This window comes from Kitasatospora sp. NPDC127060 (assembly GCF_042724935.1).
Classification (GTDB): Bacteria; Actinomycetota; Actinomycetes; order Streptomycetales; family Streptomycetaceae; genus Kitasatospora.
In genome coordinates, this window is sequence record NZ_JBHXEG010000021.1 from 40,131 (window position 1) to 58,747 (window position 18,617).

Annotated in this window: 14 protein-coding genes and 1 other RNA gene; 14 read left to right on the forward strand and 1 reads right to left on the reverse strand. The window is 72.6% G+C overall.

Annotation, left to right across the window (positions count from 1 at the left end; all coding sequences use genetic code 11):
• The first annotated feature begins 299 nt into the window (after positions 1–299).
• From ftsE to ACFWIS_RS14690, 8 genes are all read left to right on the forward strand, one after another.
• Positions 300–989, forward strand: coding sequence for a cell division ATP-binding protein FtsE (ftsE, locus tag ACFWIS_RS14655; RefSeq protein WP_188307673.1), 690 nt, complete (start codon positions 300–302; stop codon positions 987–989).
• A 78-nt stretch (positions 990–1,067) separates the two neighbouring features.
• Positions 1,068–1,979, forward strand: a complete 912-nt coding sequence (gene ftsX / locus ACFWIS_RS14660; protein ID WP_380453673.1) for a permease-like cell division protein FtsX — start codon at positions 1,068–1,070, stop codon at positions 1,977–1,979.
• A gap of 113 nt (positions 1,980–2,092) precedes the next feature.
• The gene (locus ACFWIS_RS14665) at positions 2,093–3,229 is read left to right on the forward strand and encodes a S41 family peptidase (protein ID WP_380453675.1); all 1,137 of its coding nucleotides are present in this window, start codon (positions 2,093–2,095) and stop codon (positions 3,227–3,229) included.
• A 63-nt stretch (positions 3,230–3,292) separates the two neighbouring features.
• On the forward strand, positions 3,293–3,769 hold the full coding sequence (gene smpB / locus ACFWIS_RS14670; protein ID WP_188304143.1) for an SsrA-binding protein SmpB: 477 nt from the start codon (positions 3,293–3,295) through the stop codon (positions 3,767–3,769).
• An 86-nt stretch (positions 3,770–3,855) separates the two neighbouring features.
• Positions 3,856–4,237: a transfer-messenger RNA gene (gene ssrA / locus ACFWIS_RS14675) on the forward strand.
• Between the two features lie 151 nt (positions 4,238–4,388).
• Positions 4,389–6,692: a HelD family protein gene (locus tag ACFWIS_RS14680; RefSeq protein WP_380453677.1), complete on the forward strand. Its 2,304-nt coding sequence runs from the start codon at positions 4,389–4,391 to the stop codon at positions 6,690–6,692.
• 348 nt (positions 6,693–7,040) lie between these two features.
• Complete coding sequence (locus ACFWIS_RS14685; RefSeq protein ID WP_380453679.1) at positions 7,041–8,510, forward strand: NAD-dependent malic enzyme; 1,470 nt, start codon at positions 7,041–7,043, stop codon at positions 8,508–8,510.
• A 532-nt stretch (positions 8,511–9,042) separates the two neighbouring features.
• On the forward strand, positions 9,043–9,324 hold the full coding sequence (locus tag ACFWIS_RS14690; protein ID WP_030059737.1) for an HU family DNA-binding protein: 282 nt from the start codon (positions 9,043–9,045) through the stop codon (positions 9,322–9,324).
• Positions 9,325–9,394: 70 nt separating this feature from the next.
• Here the strand turns inward: ACFWIS_RS14690 and murA are convergent, their stop codons facing one another.
• Positions 9,395–10,735, reverse strand: a complete 1,341-nt coding sequence (gene murA, locus ACFWIS_RS14695; RefSeq protein ID WP_380453681.1) for a UDP-N-acetylglucosamine 1-carboxyvinyltransferase — start codon at positions 10,733–10,735, stop codon at positions 9,395–9,397.
• Between the two features lie 299 nt (positions 10,736–11,034).
• Here murA and ACFWIS_RS14700 point away from each other — a divergent pair, with 299 nt between their 5' ends.
• From ACFWIS_RS14700 to ACFWIS_RS14725, 6 genes are all read left to right on the forward strand, one after another.
• Positions 11,035–11,628: a YqgE/AlgH family protein gene (locus ACFWIS_RS14700; protein ID WP_380453683.1), complete on the forward strand. Its 594-nt coding sequence runs from the start codon at positions 11,035–11,037 to the stop codon at positions 11,626–11,628.
• Positions 11,629–11,703: 75 nt separating this feature from the next.
• The gene (locus ACFWIS_RS14705) at positions 11,704–11,988 is read left to right on the forward strand and encodes a DUF3039 domain-containing protein (protein WP_380453685.1); all 285 of its coding nucleotides are present in this window, start codon (positions 11,704–11,706) and stop codon (positions 11,986–11,988) included.
• A 91-nt stretch (positions 11,989–12,079) separates the two neighbouring features.
• Positions 12,080–13,816 carry a beta-N-acetylhexosaminidase gene (locus tag ACFWIS_RS14710; protein ID WP_380453687.1) on the forward strand — a complete coding sequence of 579 codons (1,737 nt, stop codon included), beginning with the start codon at positions 12,080–12,082 and terminating at the stop codon, positions 13,814–13,816.
• Between the two features lie 319 nt (positions 13,817–14,135).
• On the forward strand, positions 14,136–15,002 hold the full coding sequence (locus ACFWIS_RS14715; RefSeq protein ID WP_380453752.1) for an FAD binding domain-containing protein: 867 nt from the start codon (positions 14,136–14,138) through the stop codon (positions 15,000–15,002).
• A complete protein-coding gene (locus ACFWIS_RS14720; RefSeq protein ID WP_380453689.1) occupies positions 14,999–16,213 on the forward strand; it encodes a (2Fe-2S)-binding protein in 1,215 nt (404 codons plus the stop codon). The genes ACFWIS_RS14715 and ACFWIS_RS14720 overlap by 4 nt, the downstream gene beginning before the upstream one ends.
• Positions 16,210–18,540 carry a xanthine dehydrogenase family protein molybdopterin-binding subunit gene (locus ACFWIS_RS14725; protein WP_380453691.1) on the forward strand — a complete coding sequence of 777 codons (2,331 nt, stop codon included), beginning with the start codon at positions 16,210–16,212 and terminating at the stop codon, positions 18,538–18,540. The genes ACFWIS_RS14720 and ACFWIS_RS14725 overlap by 4 nt, the downstream gene beginning before the upstream one ends.
• Positions 18,541–18,617 lie beyond the last annotated feature (77 nt).

An 18,617-nucleotide genomic window follows, 5' to 3' on the forward strand; every position in this document is an offset into this window, starting at 1 on the left:
GGGGAGTCTGCCCTGTACGGGGGAGCGACCGGACACGGTCGCCACCTCCACTCTGCCAGGTTCTGGCGCTTCCGGCTCCCGGGCTGTGAGATGGCTCGCAATTATCGGGGCACAGCCGGACATTCTCCCCCAGATTCGGAGGTCCGCCCTGGGCTGTCCCTGCGAGCCGGTCGTCGGTTCGCGTATGGTCCCAGACCGGGAGCGGCCCTCCGCGCTCCCGTCGCCCGCTCCCGGGTCGGGCCGCCGGGGCGGATCGACCGAGGACTGGCGCCGCCTAGGATGGCCTCCGTGATGCAGCCGTGATCAGATTCGACAACGTCTCCAAGACCTATCCCAAGCAGAACCGTCCCGCCCTGGACAACGTCTCGCTGGAGATCGAGAAGGGTGAGTTCGTCTTCCTGGTCGGCTCGTCCGGCTCGGGCAAGTCCACCTTCCTGCGCCTGTGCCTGCGGGAGGAACGTCCCTCCACGGGCGCGGTGCACGTGCTGGGCAAGGACCTCGGCAAGCTGTCCAACTGGAAGGTTCCGCACATGCGGCGCCAGCTGGGCACCGTCTTCCAGGACTTCCGCCTGCTGCCGAACAAGACGGTCGCGCAGAACGTCGCCTTCGCGCTGGAGGTGATCGGCAAGCCCAAGAGCGCCATCGGCAAGGTGGTGCCCGAGGTGCTGGAGCTGGTCGGCCTCGGCGGCAAGGAGGACCGCATGCCGGGCGAGCTGTCCGGTGGTGAGCAGCAGCGCGTCGCGATCGCCCGGGCGTTCGTGAACCGTCCGATGCTGCTCATCGCGGACGAGCCCACCGGTAACCTCGACCCGCAGAACTCGGTCGGCATCATGAAGCTGCTCGACCGGATCAACCGCACCGGCACCACGGTGCTGATGGCCACCCACGACCAGGCCATCGTCGACCAGATGCGCAAGCGAGTCATCGAACTCGACAAGGGGCTGCTCGTCCGCGACCAGGCCCGCGGCGTCTACGGATACCAGCACTGACCGACCAGCGCTGACCCCGTAGGGCCGTCGGCCCGGACCGCCCGACCGCGCAGTACCGACCCTGGAGTTGTTTCCCGCATGCGTGCCCAGTTCGTCCTGTCGGAGATCGGTGTGGGTCTCCGACGCAACCTGACCATGACCATCGCGGTCGTGGTCAGCGTCGCGCTCTCCCTCGCCCTCGCCGGTTCCTCGCTCCTGGTCCGCGACCAGGTGAACTCCATGAAGGGGTACTGGTACGACAAGGTCGAGGTGAGCATCTACTTCTGTACCAAGGCGGATGCCCGCAACTCGCCGCAGTGCGACAAGGGTGCGGCCACCGACCAGCAGGTCCAGGACATCAAGGACCAGCTGGACAAGATGAGTTCGGTGGTCCAGACCTCCACGTACGAGAGCTCCGCGGAGGCGTACAAGCACTGGAAGGACATGAACCCGGACAACCCGCTCATCTCCGTCCTGGGCCCTGACGCCATGCCGCAGTCCTGGCGGGTGAAGCTCAACGACCCGACCAAGTACGACGTCATCCAGAGCGCCTTCGCGGGCAAGCCCGGCGTCAAGTCGGTCGAGGACCAGCGGAAGATCCTGGAGAACCTGTTCGGCCTGCTCAACGGCCTGCAGACGGCGGCGTTCGTGATCATGGTGTTGATGCTCTTCGTCGCGTTGCTGCTCATCGTCAACACCGTCCGGGTGTCGGCGTACAGCAGGCGGCGCGAAACCGGCATCATGCGCCTGGTCGGTGCCTCGAACTTCTACGTCCAGATGCCGTTCATCGCCGAGGCCGCGTTCTCCGCGCTGCTCGGTGCGGCGCTGGCCTCCGGTCTCCTGATCGGCGGACACTTCTTCGTCCAGAACTGGCTGGCCGACCGGGTGCAGTTCATCCACTTCATCGGCCTCGGATCGGTGCTGGCGGTGATCCCGCTGCTGGTCGTGGTCGGTATGGGCATGGCCGGTGTCGCGGCGTTCTTCACGCTGCGCAAGTACCTCAAGGTCTGATCCCCGCAGGCTGCTTCGGCCCCGTACGGCACTGCGCCGTACGGGGCCGTCGCCGTTCCGCGCTCCGCCGTTCCGGCCCGTCGCGCGCGGCGCGGTGTCTACACTCCGGTGCCATGCTGCAAACTCCGTGCGGGGCGCGTCAGGTGGCCGCCCTCGGCCTGGTGTTCGGCGCCGTGCTGCTGGTCGGCGCCGCGACCGGCGCCTGGGGCGACCCGGGCGGCCCGCCGCGCCGCACCTCCGCCGACCACGCCCCGGTCGCCGCCGGGCCGCCGGCGGACCCGGCCGGCGCCGCGCTGTCCGAGCAGCAGGCCGAGCACCTGCTCGCGGCCGGCGGCGACCGCTGGGGCGCGTACTACAGCGCCCAGGAGTACGCCGAGTTCAGCCAGGGCCTGGACGGCCGCTACCCCGGCGTCGGGCTTTCGGTCGGCCGGGGCGAGGACGGCGTCACCGAGGTCTCCCAGGTCACCCCGGCCGGGCCCGCCGCCGAGGCCGGGATCGCCCCCGGCGACCGGCTGCTGCGGATCGACCGGGACCAGGCCGACCGGCTGCCGGTCACCGAGGTGGTGGCCCGGCTGCGCGGCCAGGGCGACGAGCGCCGGGCCGGCTCCGAGGTCACCCTGGCCGTGCGGCGCGGCGACGGCGAGGTGCGCGAACTGCGGCTGCGGCGGGTGCTGCTGGACAGCCGGCAGGTCACCGCCGAGCACCTGGAGCGGGGCGTGCTGCGGATCACCGTCCGGGCCTTCACCAGCGGCGTGGCCGACCAGGTGCGCGCCGCGCTGCGCACCCCGCACAGCGGCGTGGTGCTCGATCTGCGCGGCAACTCCGGCGGGTTGCTGGACGAGGCGGTCGGCACCGCCGGGAGCTTCCTGGACGGCGGCGCCGTCGGCTCGTACCAGGAGCGCGGCGAGAAGCGGGAGTTGACCGCGCCGCCGGGCGGCGACCGGCGCACCCCGCTGGTGGTGCTGGTGGACGGCGGCACGATGAGCGCCGCCGAACTGCTCGCCGGGGCCCTCCAGGACCGCAGCCGCGCCGTCGTGGTGGGTTCGCGGACCTTCGGCAAGGGCACCGTCCAGCAGCCCAGCAGGCTCGCCGACGGCGCGGTGCTGGAGCTGACCGTCGGCCGCTACTACACCCCCGCCGGGCGCTCCCTGGACGGCACCGGCCTGACCCCGGACGTCCCGGCCGGCGCCGGCGAGGACGCCGACGCGCTCGCCCTGAGGGTGCTCGCCGGCCTCGGCACCCAGTCCTGACCCGCCCGCCCGCGCCTAAAGCAGCTGCCCGACCGGGCCTCGAAGTGCGAGAATGGCCGCGCTATGGCAAAGGAAACCGGACACAAGCTGATCGCGCAGAACAAGAAGGCGCGGCACGAGTACACGATCCTCGACACCTACGAGTGCGGCCTCGTACTCACCGGCACCGAGGTCAAGTCACTGCGGGAGGGGCGGGCCAACCTGGTCGACGGATACGCCTACATCCAGAACCACGAGGCGTGGATCGACAACGTCTTCATCCCCGAGTACACCCAGGGGACGTGGACCAACCACGCGGCCCGGCGCAAGCGCAAGCTGCTGCTGCACCGGCTGGAGATCCGCAAGATCGAGACCACGGTCCGCGACGCGGGCCACACCCTGGTCCCGCTGTCCCTGTACTTCAAGGACGGCCGGGTCAAGCTCGAACTCGCACTGGCCGTCGGCAAGAAGCTGTACGACAAGCGCCAGACGCTGCGGGAGAAGCAGGACACCCGCGAGACGGCCCGCGCGGTGGCGGCGGCCAGGCGGCGCCAGCGTTAATCCGCTGGACCCTCGCCCGTCGCCTCGCGTACTATGGTGCAAGCAACACGGACGGTCATCGTCCGAGCTGTTTCTCAAAAAAACATGGGGATGATCGGTTTCGACAGGGGATGTTGAAACAGGGGAAGCGAGCCGAGGAACGCGGCAATGATCTCGTTAACCACGTGTCGCAAAAAAATAATCGCCAACTCTAAGCGCGATTCCCAGCAGTTCGCTCTCGCTGCCTAATAAGCACCGATAGCGCTTGGGTGTCAGACCGGGGAGTTCCCGACCCGGACCCTGGCATAATCTAGGGAACTCAACCGTCCGCCCGGGCTGCGGGGGTGGATGGGAAATCAAACAGCAGCTGGGCCTGTTGGCGGCTTGTCCGTGTGACCGCCAGGGCCGAGAAAAGCACAGCGGACTGCGCTCGGAGAAGCCCTGAATTAACTCCACTGGACCCGGGTTCGATTCCCGGCATCTCCACCACCCCATGTTCACACCGAAGGCCGTCCACCGCTGATGCGGAGGGCGGCCTTCGATTTTGTACGTTCCGGAGCAGCGCGTGCGGGGGGTCGCGGCGTAGGATCATCCGTCCGCTCGTTTTCCGGAGCCGGATTCCGTCGCAACCACCGAGGCCATGCAGAGCAACACGGACACCACCCCCGCCACCGATCACGAGACCGTCCGCGAGCGCGAGATCGCCGGTGAGCAGCAGCACCTCGACACCGTCTACCACCGGCTGGAGGAGAAGCTCGCCGAGGCCGAGTACATCCTCGAGGACGCCGCCAAGCGGGTCCAGGTCGGCACCCCCGGCGCCCTCGCCGAGCGCGACGCCCAGGTCTACCGGGCCGGCGCGCACCTCCAGCGGCTCAACAACGAGTTCGAGGACTTCCTCTTCGGCCGGATCGACCTCCAGCAGGCCGACGCCCCGGAGGAACACGGCATCCCGTCGAACACCCCGCTCGACCCGGCCGACCCGGCCGTCGCCGAGACCCTCCACATCGGCCGGCTGGGCGTGCTGGACGCCGAGTACGGCCCGCTGGTGATCGACTGGCGGGCCCCCGCGGCCGCGCCGTTCTACCGTGCCACCCCGGTGGAGCCCGGCCGGGTCATCCGCCGCCGGGTGATCCGCTCCAAGGGCCGCAAGGTGATCGGCGTCGAGGACGACCTGCTGCGCCCCGACCTCACCCCGACCCTGGGCGGCGAGGAACTGGCCGTGGTCGGCGACGGCGCGCTGATGGCCTCGCTCGGCCGGGCCCGCAGCCACTCCATGCGGGACATCGTCTCCTCGATCCAGAAGGAGCAGGACGAGGTGATCCGGGCCGCCGCGGCCGGGGCCACCCTCGTCACCGGCGGCCCCGGCACCGGCAAGACCGCCGTCGCCCTGCACCGTGCCGCGTACCTGCTCTACCAGGACCGCCGCCGCTACGCCGGGGGCATCCTGGTGGTCTCGCCCACCGCGCTGCTGGTCTCCTACACCGAGGGCGTCCTGCCCTCGCTCGGCGAGGAGGGCCAGGTCGCGATCCGCGCCGTCGGCTCGCTGGTGGACGGCATCGAGGCGGGCACCTACGACAGCCCGGAGGCGGCCCGGATCAAGGGCTCGGCCCGGATGGTCCAGCTGCTGCGCCGGGCCGCCCGGGCGGCCCTGGAGCTGGGCGCCCCGCAGGAGCTCAAGGTGGTCGCCCGAGGTGAGGTGCTGAAGCTCGACGCTGGCCGGCTGAGGGCCGTCCGCGGCAACGTGGTGGGCTCCGGCGGCACTCCGCTGAACCTGCTGCGCCCGCGCGCCCGCCGACTGCTGCTGGACGCCCTGTGGCAGGAGGCCACCCGGCACCTGCCCAAGCCGGCCGACCACTACGCCCGGGAGCAGCGCCAGGAGGAGAAGGAGTCCTTCGACGACTACGTCTCGGACGAGTCGTCGTTCCTGGACTTCCTGGACGCCTGGTGGCCGCCGCTGAGCCCGCGCCGGGTGCTCGGCACGCTCAAGCAGACCCGGCACACCAACCGGATCGCCCGCCGCGCCGTCACCCCGGACGAGGCCAGGGTGCTGGCCGCCTCCTGGCGGCACCTGTCCCCGCAGGGCGAGGGCGCGCTGTCGGCGCACGACGTGGCGCTGGTGGACGAGCTGCAGGTGCTGCTCGGCGAGCCGGCCCGCCCGAAGGTCCGCGAGGTGGACGCGGTGGACCTGCTGAGCGGTCTGGAGGAGGTCACCACCTTCGCCGACCGCAACTCCCGCCAGCGGGAGCGCCAGCCGGTGGAGCGCAAGGAGTACGCCCACGTCATCGTGGACGAGGCCCAGGACCTCACCCCGATGCAGTGGCGGATGATCGGCCGGCGCTCCCGGATGGCCACCTGGACCATCGTCGGCGACCCGGCGCAGTCCTCCTGGCCGTTCCCGCAGGAGGCCCAGGCCGCGCTGGACGAGGTGCTGGCCGGCAAGCCGCGCCGCCGCTTCACGCTGACCGTCAACTACCGCAACCCGGCCGAGATCGCCGAGGTCGCCGCCAAGGTGCTGGCCCTGGCCGCCCCGGGCACGCCCTCGCCGAGCGCGGTGCGCCACGTCGGCGTGGAGCCGCGCTTCGCGGCCGTCACCGACCCCGCGCCGGAGGCCTTCGGCCGGGCCGCCCGGGTGGAGCTGGAGCGGCTGCTGGGCGAGGTGGACGGCACCGTGGCGATCGTGGTGCCGATGGACCGCCGGGCCGAGGCGGCCGGCTGGGCCGAGGGCCTGGACGGGCGCGTGGTGGTGCTGGGCAGCCTGGAGGCCAAGGGCCTGGAGTACGACGCGACGGTGGTCGCCGACCCGACCGGCATCGCCGGCGAGTCGGAGGCCGGCCTGCGGGTGCTGTACGTGGCGCTGACCCGGGCGACGCAGCGGCTGACCGTGCTGTCCGGTCCTGACGACCTGCCGGATGCGGCCGGCGTGCCCGCGCTGCTGCACGGCTGACCCGCCCACGACGAAGGCCCCTCACCGGTGGTGAGGGGCCTTCGGACGTTTAAAACACCGACCCGCCATGCTCGCCTCGCGGCAAGTGGTCCCTCTAAGGGACGAAGGTTGGGCCCGGGGGCTTGGATCGAGCCGGTGTCCCGTCCAATGTAACGCATCGGCTGGGAGAGGCAAGGAGTGTGCGGCCGGAGACTGTGGGCGACCCGGTCCGGTTGTCGGATCCGCACACTCAATGAACGTTATTTCTGGCAACCGCTTGGAAGGTGCGACGATCGAGGTCTAGCATGCGCAGGCGATGCCTTCAACAAAATGTTGAGCCTGCGGGACAGACGGAAGAAGGAAGCGTCGATGGCGACGGTGCCCAGTGTCTCCAACTCGATCACGGTGCGACTGGAGGTCCCGGCCCGCGGCAACGCGGTCAGCGCGATCACCACGGCCGTGGAGTCCTCCGGCGGATCGGTGACCGGTCTCGACGTCACCGCCTCCGGCCTGGAGGCGCTGCGGATCGACGTGACCGTGGCGGCCTCCTCGGTCGCGCACGGCGAGGAGATCGTCGAGAAGCTGCGGGCGATCGACGGCGTGTCGATCGGCAAGGTCTCGGACCGCACCTTCCTGATGCACCTCGGCGGCAAGATCGAGATGTCCTCGAAGCTGCCGATCCGCAACCGTGACGACCTGAGCATGATCTACACCCCGGGCGTGGCCCGGGTCTGCATGGCGATCGCCGAGAACCCCGAGGACGCCCGCCGCCTGACCATCAAGCGCAACAGCGTCGCGGTGGTCACCGACGGCTCCGCGGTGCTGGGCCTGGGCAACATCGGCCCGGCCGCCGCGCTGCCCGTCATGGAGGGCAAGGCCGCCCTGTTCAAGCGCTTCGCCGGGATCGACGCCTGGCCGATCTGCCTGGACACCCAGGACACCGACGAGATCGTGGCCATCGTCAAGGCGATCGCCCCGGGCTTCGCCGGCATCAACCTGGAGGACATCTCCGCGCCGCGCTGCTTCGAGATCGAGGCCCGGCTGCGCGAGGCCCTGGACATCCCGGTCTTCCACGACGACCAGCACGGCACCGCGATCGTGGTGCTGGCCGCCCTCACCAACGCGCTGAAGGTGGTCGGCAAGGAGATCGGCGACATCCGCGTGGTGATGTCGGGCGCCGGCGCCGCCGGCACCGCGATCCTCAAGCTGCTGCTGGCCGCCGGTGTCGAGCACGCCACCGTAGCCGACGTGCACGGCGTGGTCCACCTGGGCCGCGAGGACCTCAACGACAGCCTGCGCTGGATCGCCGAGCACACCAACCGCTCGGGCCGCACCGGCAGCCTCAAGGAGGCCGTGGCGGGCGCGGACGTCTTCATCGGCGTCTCGGCCCCGAACGTCCTGGACGGCGACGACCTGGCCACCATGGCGGACCAGGCGATCGTCTTCGCGCTGGCCAACCCGGACCCGGAGGTCGACCCGGCGGTGGCCCGGCAGACCGCCGCGGTGGTCGCCACCGGCCGCAGCGACTTCCCGAACCAGATCAACAACGTGCTGGTCTTCCCAGGTGTCTTCCGCGGCCTGCTGGACGCCCAGAGCCGCACGGTCAACACCGAGATGATGATCGCCGCCGCCCGCGCGCTGGCCACCACCGTCGGCGACGACGAGCTGAACGCCAACTACATCATCCCGAGCGTCTTCCACAAGGACGTCGCCAAGACCGTCGCCTCCGCGGTGCGCGAGGCGGCCCTGGCCGATGCCCAGGAGGCCGCTCCGGCCCGTCCGACCCCCGGCATCGTCGGCACGCTCGACACCGCGGCCTTCCCGACCATCAGGCTCTGAGGGCCGCCGACGGGCCCGCGCCGGTCCTTTCCGACGGCGGGTCACCGATCGGTCAAATGTCCGATTAGCGGCCATACCCGCCCGCGCCCGCCCCGAACCCTTGCGACACAAGGGCGAGGGGCGTGTTTGGGCTTGTCGTGCCTAGGGCGTACGGTAGCCCTGCACGGGGCAGGCGTGTCCGACAAGTACGGAACGTCCCCCTGGTCTTCCGGCGTGTCGTCCCGACCGCCGTCCGCGCCCGGTCCGCCGGAGCCGACGGAGCGTCACACCTCCAACGGGCGGGCGATGTTCGGGTGGCTCGACTGGGGCCCGATTGGCTTTCTCGGGGCCGGTCGGGGCAGGATTCGTTCCCAGGCAGGCGGCGGGCCTCTTCGACGGCTCCGGCGCGCGGCATCGGGTACGGACCCGGCCTGCGACCACGCATTGCCTTGCATGAGCACAGTGTGCGGACCTGCGGCCCATCCGGGTGCCCCCCGGTGGGAGCACCGATGGGCCCCCGCACACCGCAAGCGAACAGACCACAGGAGTACACATGAACCGCAGTGAGCTGGTGGCCGCGCTGTCCGAGCGCGCCGAGGTGACCCGCAAGGACGCCGACGCCGTTCTGGCCGCCTTCGCCGAGATCGTCGGCGAGGTCGTCGCCAAGGGCGACGAGAAGGTCACCATCCCCGGTTTCCTGACCTTCGAGCGCACCCACCGCGCTGCCCGCACCGCCCGCAACCCGCAGACCGGCGAGCCGATCCAGATCGCGGCCGGCTACAGCGCCAAGGTGAGCGCCGGCTCCAAGCTGAAGGAAGCCGCCAAGGGCGCCTGAGTCACCCCTTGAACGCCCGAGAGGCCGGGCTCCCCGCGGGGAGCCCGGCCTCTCGCCGTGTGCGCGGTCGTTACGCGTCGACCAGCTGCTCGCTGGGCAGCTCGACGTGGGCGCCGAGGTCCCGCAGCTTCTCCATGAAGTTCTCGTAGCCGCGGTTGATCAGGTCGATGCCGTGCACGGTCGAGGTGCCCTCGGCCGCCAGCGCCGCGATCAGGTACGAGAAGCCGCCGCGCAGGTCCGGGATGACCAGCTCGGCGCCCATCAGCTTGGACGGGCCGGAGACGACCGCGGAGTGCAGGAAGTTGCGCGCCCCGAAGCGGCACGGGGTCCCGCCCAGGCACTCGCGGTAGAGCTGGATGTGCGCGCCCATCTGGTTGAGCGCGCCGGTGAAGCCCAGCCGCGACTCGTACACCGTCTCGTGGACGATGGACAGGCCGGTGGCCTGGGTCAGCGCGACCACCAGCGGCTGCTGCCAGTCGGTCTGGAAGCCCGGGTGGACGTCCGTCTCCAGGGCGATCGCCTTGAGCTCGCCACCCGGGTGCCAGAAGCGGATGCCCTCGTCCTCCACCTCGAAGGCGCCACCGACCTTCCGGAAGGTGTTGAGGAAGGTCATCATCTCCAGCTGGCGGGCGCCGCGGACGTAGATGTCGCCCTTGGTGGCGAGCGCCGCGCAGGCCCAGGAAGCGGCCTCCAGGCGGTCCGGCAGGGCGCGGTGGGTGTAGCCGTTCAGCTCGTCCACACCTGTGATCAGGATGGTGCGGTCGGTGCCCAGGGTGATGATCGCGCCCATCTTCTGCAGCACGCAGATCAGGTCGACGATCTCCGGCTCGATGGCCGCGTTGCGCAGCTCGGTGACGCCCTCGGCGAGGACGGCGGTGAGCAGCACCTGCTCGGTCGCGCCGACCGAGGGGTAGGGCAGCTCGATCTTGGTGCCGCGCAGCCGCTGCGGGGCGACCAGGTAGGTGCCCTGCGGGTGCTTCTCGATGGTGGCGCCGAACTGGCGCAGCACCTCGAAGTGGAAGTCGACCGGGCGGCCGCCGATGTCGCAGCCGCCCAGGCCCGGGATGAAGGCGTGGCCGAGGCGGTGCAGCAGCGGGCCGCAGAACAGGATCGGGATCCGCGAGGAGCCGGCGTGGGCGTCGATGTCGGCGACGTTGGCGCTCTCGACGTGCGAGGGGTCGAGGATCAGCTCGCCGTCCTCGTCGCCGGTGCGCACGGTCACGCCGTGCAGCTGCAGCAGGCCGCGGACCACCTTGACGTCGCGGATGTCCGGGACGTTGCGCAGTCTGCTGGGGCCCTGGCCGAGGAGCGCGGCGACCATGGCCTTGGGGACCAGGTTCTTCGCTCCGCGGACACGGATCTCGCCTTCGAGCGGGTTTCCGCCGTGGACCAGCAGGACGTCGTCGGTCATCGTTCTCGCAATCCGGGGTGCCAGAGGAATGGGAACGGCTCCGGTACGGAGCCGCAGGTGGACCGGTGGTACGGGCGTACGGGCGCGTTCGGGCCCCCGGAGAATCCGAGTCGGCACCGTAGAGGGGCGTCCACCATCCGTAGATGGTAGTGGGCGTGCCGATGGTTCCCGTGAGCCTCTCCCGTGATGGTGCTCTCTCCCGCCGCGCTCCCGCCCGCCGGTACGGCCGTACGGGTGTTCCTCCGGCGTGGCGGGGTTTCGGGTGTTGCGGTGTCCGACCGGTGCCGTTCTGCGGGATCATGTGTGGCATGACGGCGGCCCAATCGCACGGAGGCCGGTCCCACACCGGCCGTCTGCTCGTCGCGACGCCCATGCTCACCGACCCGAACTTCGCCCGGGCGGTGGTGCTGCTCCTCGACCACGACGTCGAGGGGGCGCTCGGCGTGGTGCTCAACCGGCCCACACCGGTCGAGGTGGGCAGTGTGCTGGACGGCTGGGGCAGACTCGTCGGGCAGCCCGCGGTGGTGTTCCAGGGCGGGCCGGTGGCGCTGGACTCGGCGCTCGGTCTGGCGGTCGCGCCGGGGGAGCCGGGCATCGGCGAGCCGCTCGGCTGGCGGCGGGTGCACGGCGCGATCGGCCTGGTGGACCTGGAGGCGCCGCCCGAGGTGCTGGCCGGGGAACTGGGCAGCCTGCGGATCTTCGCCGGGTACGCCGGCTGGTCGCCGGGTCAGCTGGAGAGCGAGCTGGAGAGCGGCGCCTGGTACCTGGTGGACTGCGAGCCCGGGGACGTCTCCAGCCCCGAGCCGGAGCGGCTGTGGCGCTCGGTGCTGCGCCGCCAGCGCGGCCCGCTGGCCCTGCTGGCGACCTACCCGGACGACCCGACGATGAACTGAGCCGCCGCCCGCGGACCCCGGGGTCCCCGCGCGACACTGGCCCGGTTTCCGGGGGCGCCCATAGACTTGGCACCTATGAGCACTCTTGAGCCCGAGCGCGGCCTCGGCACCGGCACCCTGGTCGAGCCCGTCCCCCAGGTGTCCCACGGGGACGGCGACCACGAGCGCTTCGCGCACTACGTCCAGAAGGACAAGATCATGGAGAGCGCGCTCTCCGGGTCCCCGGTCGTGGCGCTGTGCGGCAAGGTGTGGGTGCCCGGTCGCGATCCGAAGAAGTACCCGGTCTGCCCGATGTGCAAGGAGATCTACGACGGCATCGGCAAGCCGCAGGGCGGTGACGGGGACAACGGCGACAAGTAGCCCGGTGGCGTCCTCGGAACGCCGTTTTGCATAGCACCGCGTTTCCGAGGTGGTCTATGCCAATCGTTCCGGGCCTGGGCAGGATGTCGGAATGGACCTCATTCCCGCACCTTCGAGTGCCGTCCGGCGCCCGGACGAGGACTTCCCGCTCGACGCCACCACCACGCTGACCGCGCCGCCCGGGCTGGCCGACGCCGAGCGCTGGCTGCGCGGCACGCTGTCCGCCGCCACCGGGCTGCCGCTCGCCCCGGGCCGCCCGGGGGCGGGCATCGAGCTGGTCCTGGACGACACCCTGGCCGCCGAGGCGTACCGGATCACGGTGCGCCCCGGCCACGCCCTGCTCGCGGCGGGCGGCCCGGTCGGCGCGCTGTGGGCGGCCCAGACCCTGCGGCAGCTGCTCGGGCCCGACGCGTACCGCCGTTCCCCGCTGCGCCGGGAGGCCTGGGTGCTGCCCGGGGCGGACATCGCCGACGCGCCCCGGTTCGGCTGGCGCGGCGTGCTGCTGGACGTCGCCCGGCACTTCCTGCCCAAGTCCGACGTGCTGCGCTTCGTCGACCTGCTGGCCGCGCACAAGCTCAACGTGCTGCACCTGCACCTGACCGACGACCAGGGCTGGCGGATCGAGATCAAGCGCTATCCGCGGCTGACCGCGCGCGGCGCCTGGCGGGAGCGCTCGATGGTCGGCTACCGGGCCGGGCAGCGCCGGGACGACCGGCCGCACGGCGGCTACTACACCCAGGACGACCTGCGCGAGATCGTCGCCTACGCGGCCGCGCGCGGGATCACCGTCGTCCCGGAGGTCGACCTGCCCGGCCACACCCAGGCCGCCGTCGCCGCCTACCCCGAGCTGGGCAACACCGACGTGGTGGACACCGCCGAGCTCGGCGTCTGGACGGACTGGGGGGTGAGCCACAACGTGCTCAACGCCTCCGAGGGGACCCTGCGGTTCTTCGAGGGGGTGCTGGAGGAGGTCCTGGAGCTGTTCCCGTCCGAGTTCGTCCACCTCGGCGGCGACGAGTGCCCCAAGGAGCAGTGGAAGGACAGCGCCGCCGCCCAGGCCCGGATCCGCGAGCTCGGCCTGGCCAACGAGGACGAGCTGCAGAGCCACCTCATCCGGCACTTCGACCGCTGGCTGGCCGAGCGCGGCCGCCGGCTGATCGGCTGGGACGAGATCCTGGAGGGCGGTCTCGCCATTGCCACCACGCCGAAGGGCGCGCCGACGCCGAAAGCGACGAGCGACGAGCGACCGACGGAGGAGGGAGCGCCGGAGGGAGAAGCGTCGGCGTCGGGTACTGAGTGCCCGGAGGCGTGGGGGCGGTCGCGCGCGGCGGTTTCGTCCTGGCGGGGCTTCGGCGGCGGGATCGCGGCCGCCGAGGCCGGGCACGACGTGGTGATGTGCCCCGAGCAGCACGTCTACTTGGACCACCGGCAGGCGGACGGACCCGACGAGCCGATCCCGGTCGGCTTCGTGCGCACGCTGGAGGACGTCTACCGCTTCGAGCCCGTCCCGGAGCAGCTGGACGAGGCCGCCGCCCGGCACGTCATCGGCACCCAGGCCAACTTGTGGAGCGAGTTCATGGACAGCGCCCGGGACGTCGACTACCGGGCCTTCCCCCGGCTGGTCGCCTTCGCCGAGGTCGCCTGGTCCGAACTGCCCGCCCAGCCGGCCGAGCGGGACTACCCGGGCTTCGAGCGGCGGCTGCGCGCCCACCTGGAGGTGCTGGACGCGCTGGGCGTCGAGTACCGCCCGGTCGACGGGCCGCACCCCTGGCAGCGCCGGCCCGGGGTGGCGGGGCGGCCGATCGAGGGGCCGCCGCCGGTGCGCTGAGGCGGTGCCGCCGGTGTGCTGATGTGTCCGTCGGGAACTTATGGACGGTCATCTGACGTCAAGAAGAGATGAACATCTGCCCCGGGCCTGTTCGGGCCGGGGCAGATACCGCCCGGTATCCGCCCCAAACGGGCAGTCCCGTTCACCGGTCCCGAAATGATCATCGAGCATTGTGTGCCAGAGTTGCCCAACCCGGCCCGATCGCCCGTACCCTACGGCCAGGCCGGGCTGCTGACGCGGACAGTGCGGCCACGGCCGCGGGCGGCAGACGATCGATGAGCAAGTGGAGCACGGTGGGACCCAGGTGAACCGGACGATCATGCTGCCGGCCTCGCTCGACGAGGCCGTCGACGCGCTGGCCGCCGCCCCGGCCGCGGTACCGGTGGCCGGAGCCACCGACCTCATGGAAGCCGTCAACGCCGGACGGCTGCGCCCCGCCGCCCTGATCGGCCTCGGCCGGATCACCGAACTGCGCGGCTGGCGCTACGAGGACGGCGGCACCGCCGTGCTCGGCGCCGGACTCACCCACGCCCGGATGGACCGCCCCGACTTCGCCGCGCTCATCCCCGCCCTCGCCGACGCCGCCCGAACCGCCGGCCCGCCGCAGGTCCGCAACGTCGGCACCCTCGGCGGCAACATCGTCACCGCCGCCCCGGCCGGCGACACCCTCCCGGTGCTCGCCGCCCTGGAGGCCAGCGTCACCCTCGCCCGGGCCGGCGGCAGCCGCGAGGTGCCGGTCAGTCACCTGCTCACCGGCCTCGACCCGGTGCGTCCCGGCGAACTGCTCACCTGGGTGCGCGTCCCGCTGCTGCACGCGCCGCAGGTCTTCCTCAAGGCCACCGGCCGCAGCGGCCCGGCCCGCGCCACCGCCTCCGTCGCGCTCGTCCTCGACCCGGCCCGGCGCGCCGTGCGCTGCGCCGTCGGGGCCGTCGCCCCCGTCCCGCTGCGCCCGCTGGAGGCCGAGGCCTGGGTGGCCGGCTGCATCGACTGGGACGGCAGCCGGGAGATCGACCCGGCCGCGGGCGCCGCCTTCGGCGAGTACGTGGCCGCTGCCTGCGTCCCCGACAACTACGGCGCCGAGGGCGCCTGGGAGGCCGTGACCGAGGGGCCGACCGCGGCCGCCGTTCGGCTGCGGCGTACCGTATCGGTGCTGGCCCGACGGGCACTGGGAAGGGCGCTGAAGTGACCACAGACCCCATCGAGACCCTCGACGCCGACCCGCTCGGCCCCACCCCGCAGGTCAGCCGGGAGCTGCGCCCGTGCGCCTCCTACACGCTGCGGGTCAACGGTTTCGAACGGCCCGTCACCGACGCCTGGATCGGCGAGAGCCTGCTCTACGTGCTGCGCGAGCGGCTCGGCCTGGCCGGCGCCAAGGACGGCTGCGAGCAGGGCGAGTGCGGTGCCTGCTCGGTGCAGGTCGACGGCCAGCTGGTGGCCGGCTGCCTGGTGCCCGCCGCGCTGGCCGCCGACAGCGAGATCAACACCGTCGAGGGCCTGTCCGCGGCCGGTGGCGCGAGCGACGTCCAGCAGGCGCTGGCCGCCTCCGGCGCCGTGCAGTGCGGCTACTGCACCCCCGGCATGGCGATGGCCGTGCACGACCTGCTCCAGCGCAACCACCGGCCCACCGAGGTCGAGGCCCGGCAGGCGCTGTGCGGCAACCTCTGCCGCTGCACCGGCTACCGCGGCGTGCTGGCCGCCGTCCAGACCGTCGCGGACGCCCGCGCGCTGGAGGCCGCGGAGGCGGAGGAGGCCGCCGCGACCGCCGCCGAGGAGGCCACCGAGGCTTCCCGGACCGCCGATGCCTCCCCGGCCGGGCAGCAGCCCGCCGTCGAGCCGGAGCCGGCCGTCGAGCCGCCGGTCTACTCCGACGAGGCCTGGATCGAGCACGTCCCCCAGCCGCCCGTCGAGGCCGCCGCCGAAGCCGTCCGGGCCCCCGCCCCGGCTCCGGCCCCCGCCGAGCAGCCGTACGGCGACGGCGGCTACGACACCGGCGTGTACGACACCGGCGTGTACGACACCTCCGCCCTGACCGCGATGCAGCCCGGCAACCCCGCCCAGGCCACCGGCGACCAGGTGTACTACCCGCCGCAGGGCTACCCCGAGCAGCCGTACCAGGCCACCCCCGCGCACGGCACCTACGTGCCGGCGGGCTACCCGGACGGCCACCAGCAGCACCACGGCTACGACACCGGCTACGACGCCCCGGTCTACGAGCCCACCCCCGCGCACGGCACCCCGCTGCCCGGCGCCGTCCACGACGGCACGCCTCCTCACGGCACCCCGTACGCGGACCCGCACGGCGCCCCGGCCGAGGCCGGGGCGCCGACCACCGGCGTCCCCTACGGCGCCACCCCCGCCCACGGCATCCGGCTCCCCGAGGACGACCACGCATCATGACGTCGCCTACCGACATCGGCGCAGCACTCCAGCAGGACGGCGGCGAGGGCGGCGCCGCACCGGAGCCCTTCGGCCTGGGCACCTCCCCGCTGCGCAGCGACGCGCTGCCCAAGGCGCTCGGGATCTACCCGTACGCGGCCGACCTGTGGGCCGAGGGGCTGCTGTGGGGCGCGGTGCTGCGCTCGCCGCACCCGCACGCCCGGATCCGCGGCATCGACACCTCGGCCGCGCTCGCCCTGCCCGGGGTGCACGCCGTGGTCACCGCCGCCGACCTGCCGCCCGGCCCGGACGGCCTGCCGGACGGCGCCCCGGCCGGCCCGATCGTCGCCGACCGGCCGGTGCTGGCCGCCGGCGTGGTGCGCCACCACGGTGAGCCGATCGCCGCGGTCGCCGCCGACCACCCGGACACCGCCCGGCTGGCGGTCGGTCTGATCGCGGTCGACTACGAGCCGCTGGAGGCGGTCACCGACCCCGAGCAGGCCTTCACCGCGCCGGCGCTGCACCCGGACGGCAACCTGTTCCGCCACCTGCCGCTGCGCACCGGGGACCCGGACGCGGTCGGCGAGATCGTCGTCGAGGGCCTCTACCAGGTCGGCCGGCAGGACCCGGCCCCGCTCGGGGCCGAGGCCGGGCTGGCCGTGCCGCGCCCGGACGGCGGCGTGGAGCTGCACCTGTCCTCCACCGACCCGCACGGCGACCGCGACCGCACCGCCGCCTGCCTGGGCCTGGAGCCCGACCGGGTCCGACTGGTCGTCACCGGCGTGCCCGGCGCCACCACCGACCGCGAGGACATCTCCTTCCAGGTCACCCTGGCGCTGCTGGCGCTGCGCACCGGCCGCCCGGTGAAGATGACCCTCACCCGCGAGGAGTCCTTCCACACCCACACCTCGCGCCACCCGGCGCTGCTGCGCTACCGCCACCACGCCGACGCCGAGGGCACCCTGGTGAAGGTGGAGGCGCAGATCCTGCTGGACGGCGGCGCCTACGCGGACGTCTCCGCCGAGGCGCTGGCCGCCGCGACGGCCTTCTCGGTCGGCCCGTACGTCTGCCCCAACGTGTTCGTGGACGCCTGGGCGGTGCGCACCAACAACCCGCCGGCCGGGCGGATGCGCGGCGAGGGCGCGCTGCAGGCCTGCTTCGCGTACGAGTCCCAGCTGGACCAGCTGGCCGCCCGGGTGGGCGTGGACCCGGTGGAGATCCGCCGCCGCAACGCGATGTCCACCGGCGACCCGCTGCCCACCGGACAGGCCGTCACCTGCCCCGCGCCGGTGAAGGCGCTGCTGGACGCGGTGGCGGCCGAGCCGCTTCCGGCCCTGCCGGTGGACGACCCGGACGCCGAGTGGCTGCTGCCCGGCGGGCCCGGCGGCGCCGGGGACCCGGCCGCGGTGCGCCGCGGCATCGGCTACGCCGTCGGCATGGTGCACATGCTGGGCGCCGAGGGCGAGGACGAGGTCTCCACCGCCACCGTGCGGGTCAGCGGCGACCACGCCACGGTGATCTGTGCGGCCGTCGACGCCGGGCAGGGCTTCGCCACGCTGGCCCGGCAGATCGTGCAGAGCGTGCTGGGCGTCAGCGAGGTCTACATCGCGCCTGCCGACAGCGACCAGTCCATCGCCGGGCCGTCCGCGCGGGGCCGGCACACCTGGGTCTCCGGCGGGGCGGTCGAGCGGGCCGCGCTGATGGTCCGCCACCAGCTGCTGCAGCCGATCGCGGCCAACTTCGGGATGTCGGTGGAGCTGTTGCAGATCGCCGACGGCAAGATCACCTCCTACGACGGGGTGCTGGGGATGCCGGTCGCCGAGGCGCTGGAGGGCAAGGAGCTCTGGGCCACCGCCCAGTGCCGCCCGCACCCGACCGAGCCGCTGGACGAGTCCGGGCAGGGCGACGCCTTCGTCTCCATCTCCTTCTGCGCGATGCGCGCGGTGGTGGACGTGGACATCGAGCTGGGGGCCGTCCGGGTGGTCGAGATGACCGTCGCCCAGGACGTCGGCCGGGCGCTGAACCCGCGCCAGATCGAGGACCGGATCGAGGCGGGCGTGGCCCAGGGCGTGGGCCTGGCGCTGCTGGAGGACCTGCGCACGGAGGGCGGGGTGCTGGGCAACCCCTCGCTCACCGGCTACCGGCTGCCCACCTCGCTGGACACCCCGGAGGTGCGGATCGCCGCGCTGCTGGAGGAGCGGGACGTGGTCGCCACCTTCGGCGCCAAGGCCGTCAGCGCGGTGCCCGCGGTGGTCGCCCCCTCGGCCGTCGCCGCCGCCGTCCGGGCCGCCACCGGCCTGCCGGTCGGCCGGCTGCCGATCCGGCCGGAGGACGCCGTCACCGCCTGAGCGGGGCCGGCCGGAAAAGCGGAATGCCGGAATGTCGAATTGCCGGTCGACTTCAAGAAGTCGACCGGCAATTCCCC

Excerpts from the sequence above, each read along its gene's own strand:
- ACFWIS_RS14685 (WP_380453679.1), top strand. The coding sequence starts at position 7,041 with ATGGCGACGGTGCCCAGTGTCTCCAACTCGATCACGGTGCGACTGGAG.
- murA (WP_380453681.1), bottom strand. The coding sequence starts at position 10,735 with ATGACCGACGACGTCCTGCTGGTCCACGGCGGAAACCCGCTCGAAGGC.
- ACFWIS_RS14680 (WP_380453677.1), top strand. The coding sequence starts at position 4,389 with ATGCAGAGCAACACGGACACCACCCCCGCCACCGATCACGAGACCGTC.
- smpB (WP_188304143.1), top strand. The coding sequence starts at position 3,293 with ATGGCAAAGGAAACCGGACACAAGCTGATCGCGCAGAACAAGAAGGCG.
- ACFWIS_RS14705 (WP_380453685.1), top strand. The coding sequence starts at position 11,704 with ATGAGCACTCTTGAGCCCGAGCGCGGCCTCGGCACCGGCACCCTGGTC.
- ACFWIS_RS14665 (WP_380453675.1), top strand. The coding sequence starts at position 2,093 with ATGCTGCAAACTCCGTGCGGGGCGCGTCAGGTGGCCGCCCTCGGCCTG.
- ACFWIS_RS14725 (WP_380453691.1), top strand. The coding sequence starts at position 16,210 with ATGACGTCGCCTACCGACATCGGCGCAGCACTCCAGCAGGACGGCGGC.
- ftsX (WP_380453673.1), top strand. The coding sequence starts at position 1,068 with ATGCGTGCCCAGTTCGTCCTGTCGGAGATCGGTGTGGGTCTCCGACGC.
- ACFWIS_RS14690 (WP_030059737.1), top strand. The coding sequence starts at position 9,043 with ATGAACCGCAGTGAGCTGGTGGCCGCGCTGTCCGAGCGCGCCGAGGTG.
- ACFWIS_RS14700 (WP_380453683.1), top strand. The coding sequence starts at position 11,035 with ATGTGTGGCATGACGGCGGCCCAATCGCACGGAGGCCGGTCCCACACC.
- ACFWIS_RS14710 (WP_380453687.1), top strand. The coding sequence starts at position 12,080 with ATGGACCTCATTCCCGCACCTTCGAGTGCCGTCCGGCGCCCGGACGAG.
- ACFWIS_RS14715 (WP_380453752.1), top strand. The coding sequence starts at position 14,136 with ATGCTGCCGGCCTCGCTCGACGAGGCCGTCGACGCGCTGGCCGCCGCC.